This window comes from aff. Roholtiella sp. LEGE 12411 (assembly GCF_015206995.1).
Taxonomy (GTDB): domain Bacteria; phylum Cyanobacteriota; class Cyanobacteriia; order Cyanobacteriales; family Nostocaceae; genus Komarekiella.
Genome location: NZ_JADEXR010000278.1, coordinates 1 through 2,867, shown reverse-complemented (window position 1 = coordinate 2,867; position 2,867 = coordinate 1). Strand labels below are relative to the sequence as shown.

Sequence of the window (2,867 nt, the reverse complement as noted above, 5' to 3'; positions counted from 1 at the left end):
TAGCGATCGCTTGAATGTGTTCTTGAAGAGCTTGTTTTTGTTCTGGGGTCATCGCTAAGTAAATACACTCGTCTTACTTATCCTGACTGATTTTCGCTTTCTTTGCAAAAAACTGGGATGCTCCCTTCGGCATCTCTTGTTCTATTTTTTCCAGAATATCTTTCTTTTTATGGTAGCTAGCATTATCTAGTATAATGAGCCTTTTTACTTCAGATGATGTAAACTTATCTTCTAGATTTCCTTGATTAATCCACTCATTTTTTACAAACAAAAATATGTAACTTTTTTATTTGTTCATAAAAGCCTGTTGAGTTACCTTTATCGATAAAATAACACATTCTTTTTTTATCATGATATCGAACACCTCCCATGACGTTTACTTTTCCTCTACTACGTTGTTATGTCTATTCGCCCTATATACCTCGATTGCCATGCTACTACGCCTGTGGATGAGCGAGTACTGGCAGCAATGTTACCTTACTTTACAGAACACTTTGGCAATCCATCCAGTATTAGTCATATTTACGGTTGGGAAGCAGAAGCAGCTGTTAAACAAACGCGGGGAATTTTGGCAGCAGCAATCAACGCTACACCAGAGGAAATTGTTTTCACTAGTGGTGCTACCGAAGCTAATAATTTAGCTATTAAAGGTGTTGCGGAAGCTTATTTTAAGAAAGGACAGCATATTATTACTGTTGCTACTGAACATAGTGCAGTTATTGACCCTTGTAACTATTTAAAAACCCTCGGTTTTGACATCACTATTCTCCCTGTTCAACAAAATGGACTGATTGATTTAACTGAATTAGCAAAATCCTTCCGTCCTGAAACAATTTTGGTATCGATCATGGCTGCAAATAACGAAATTGGCGTGTTGCAACCTTTAGCAGAAATTGGGGAAATGTGCCGCGATCGCCAAGTTTTATTCCACACCGATGCAGCCCAAGCTATTGGTAAAATTATCCTAGATGTGCAAGCAATAAAAATCGACTTAATGTCATTAACTGCACATAAAGTATATGGTCCCAAAGGCATCGGAGCGCTCTACGTCCGCAGGCGGAACCCCAGAGTACAACTTGCTCCTCAGCAGCATGGTGGTGGACATGAGCGCGGGATGCGTTCTGGTACTTTATATACACCGCAAATTGTCGGATTTGGTAAAGCTGTAGAAATAGCTTTGGCTGAACAAGCGACAGAAAACCAACGCCTCACCGAACTTAGAGGAAGACTGTGGAACGTGCTTTCACAGTTGGAGGGAATTCATTTCAATGGACATCCTCAACAGCGACTGGCGGGAAACTTAAACATTAGTGTTGAGGGGGTGGATGGAGCCGCACTTTTGCTAGGATTGCAGCCAGTAATGGCAGTGTCTTCTGGTTCTGCTTGCTCATCGGCAATCACTGCACCCTCCCATGTTCTCACAGCACTGGGACACTCAGAACAGCTAGCTTATGCCTCAGTGCGGTTTGGCATTGGACGGTTTAATACCCAAGAGGAGATCGATATCGTAGCCAAACATGCGATCGCTACTATTCAAAGTTTACGCAAACAAGCAACTCTGGTGTAGAGGAGTGGGGGAGTGGGGGGAGAGAATAATTAATGACTTTTGACTTTTGACTCTTGACTCTTGACTCAATAGGGATTTGAGTCAATCCTTCCCCTTTTGACGCTCCTGAGATAATAGCCTGATGTCGGTCTGTATTTGAGGTTGAAGGTGTCGCCACTGCGAAGTTTCCAAATTTTGTAGTTGGAAAAAGTCAAAGGAGTTCGGGGTTCGCAGACTTCAGGTAGATGATCGCCAAGTACAAAGTATACTGCACCTCTACCTATAACATTCGCTAGACCGTCTTTATCCACAACAACCGATGTACTTTCGCTAACCGCTATACCTAAAACACTTCTAGATACACCGTCTTTAATTTGACGAGCAATAAAGGCCATAATTCGACCCATTCTTTCGCGCCTGTCAAAGTGCGTATCTACGATGGTTCCTTTAAAATTGCTCCAGTTGAAAAAGTTGTAACTAAAAGTAATATCCCGGTACGGATCTTCAAGTGCATCTCTGGTTTCAATGCCTTTTTCGGAAGAAGCACAAGCATCGTAGACGCAATCACTTTGGATCATCGCACCCGCACTAGTGCCACCAATACCACCTCCTCTAGCGTAAACTGACTTGATGGCAGTCTCTAGCTTGGTGTTTTTCCAATTGCGGATGTATTGACATTGGTCGCCGCCAGCGAAGAAAATTACATCAGCTTTTCTGACTTTCTCAACAATCTCAGTTTTGTTAGCTTCTTGTCTGTTGCTAATAACAAGAGTCTCCACAGAGTTCACGCCCTTCATGGCATAAATTAGCCGATTGTAATCGTGATTACCATAAGTGCGGATAACTACAACATCAACTTTGGTGGTGTACTTAGTACCTCCCCTAACCTGGTTGATCATCCACTGAATAGCGTCATCTACATCGGGGCCACCCCCACCTAAGCTAAGGACAGGGCCAGCTAAGGTGGGATGGACATCCAAGGCGGGGCGAACTTCAACAGTGTCGCCCAGGAAGTAGCGTTTCCAGCTTGCGATAAAACTGGTTATAAGGAAGCTTCCCATCTCCAAAAACTTGATTCCTGCACTTTTCAAGTACCCTGCGATATTTGGGAATGCCTTTGTCGTCATACTAAACTTCTGGTGCATACTGCAATTACTGCTAACTCTCGCACCAGAAAGGGTGAAATTTCCAGCGTACAGGGCTTGTACTGTTTTTTAACGCCAAATAACTCAGAGTAATTATTTATTCTTTGGGCATTGGGGATTGGGCATGGGGCATTGGGGATACTCCCTCATGCCCAAAAACTCCACCCCTTTGTGGG

General features: G+C 43.2%; 3 protein-coding genes. 1 reads left to right on the top strand and 2 read right to left on the bottom strand.

What is annotated here, in order from left to right; all coding sequences use genetic code 11:
- Window positions 1–73: 73 nt before the first annotated feature.
- On the bottom strand, window positions 74–271 hold the full coding sequence (locus IQ246_RS29315; RefSeq protein WP_194006792.1) for a hypothetical protein: 198 nt from the start codon (window positions 269–271) through the stop codon (window positions 74–76).
- A 129-nt stretch (window positions 272–400) separates the two neighbouring features.
- On the opposite strand from IQ246_RS29315, the gene IQ246_RS29310 reads away from it, so the two are divergent.
- The gene (locus tag IQ246_RS29310; protein WP_194006791.1) at window positions 401–1,567 is read left to right on the top strand and encodes a cysteine desulfurase family protein; all 1,167 of its coding nucleotides are present in this window, start codon (window positions 401–403) and stop codon (window positions 1,565–1,567) included.
- A gap of 65 nt (window positions 1,568–1,632) precedes the next feature.
- Here the strand turns inward: IQ246_RS29310 and IQ246_RS29305 are convergent, their stop codons facing one another.
- The gene (locus tag IQ246_RS29305; protein ID WP_194006793.1) at window positions 1,633–2,607 is read right to left on the bottom strand and encodes a cyanophycinase; all 975 of its coding nucleotides are present in this window, start codon (window positions 2,605–2,607) and stop codon (window positions 1,633–1,635) included.
- Window positions 2,608–2,867: the final 260 nt, after the last annotated feature.

Bases quoted from the DNA above. Each gene is read 5' to 3' on its own strand.
- IQ246_RS29305 (WP_194006793.1), bottom strand. From the start codon at position 2,607: ATGGGAAGCTTCCTTATAACCAGTTTTATCGCAAGCTGGAAACGCTAC.
- IQ246_RS29310 (WP_194006791.1), top strand. From the start codon at position 401: ATGTCTATTCGCCCTATATACCTCGATTGCCATGCTACTACGCCTGTG.